1 pseudogene is annotated in these 329 nt (G+C 61.7%); it reads right to left on the bottom strand.

What is annotated here, in order from left to right:
- Positions 1-329 (bottom strand): annotated as a pseudogene (locus KJQ96_RS38950) (MFS transporter); the annotation flags it as partial.

Raw genomic sequence — 329 nt, 5'->3', positions numbered from 1 at the left:
CCACATCGCGGCCATGATCATCAGGATTCCGAACGGCACCGTGGCGATAGGGGGAACGCCTCTCACCTGCATGAGAAAGGCGGCAATGAGGAGCGCGCCGACGAAAAGCGCGCCGCTCGGCAGCAGGAGCTGGCCGGCATCGGTAGGCGTGAACGCGAGTACGGACACGGCAAATGACGGGATCAGGAACGCGCTCCCGAACAAGGCGGCACCGGCGACGAAACTGACGATGAAGGCGAAGGAAAAATCGCTCGACCGGAACAGGGTGAAATCGAGCAGGCCTTGGCTTTTGGCCATTACCTGTTGGCCGAGAAACGCCAGCAAAGCGG

This window comes from Bradyrhizobium sp. sGM-13 (genome assembly GCF_018398875.1).
GTDB lineage: Bacteria > Pseudomonadota > Alphaproteobacteria > Rhizobiales > Xanthobacteraceae > Bradyrhizobium.
The sequence above is the reverse complement of the archived record's forward strand: the minus strand, read 5'-3'. Positions and strand labels throughout refer to the sequence as shown.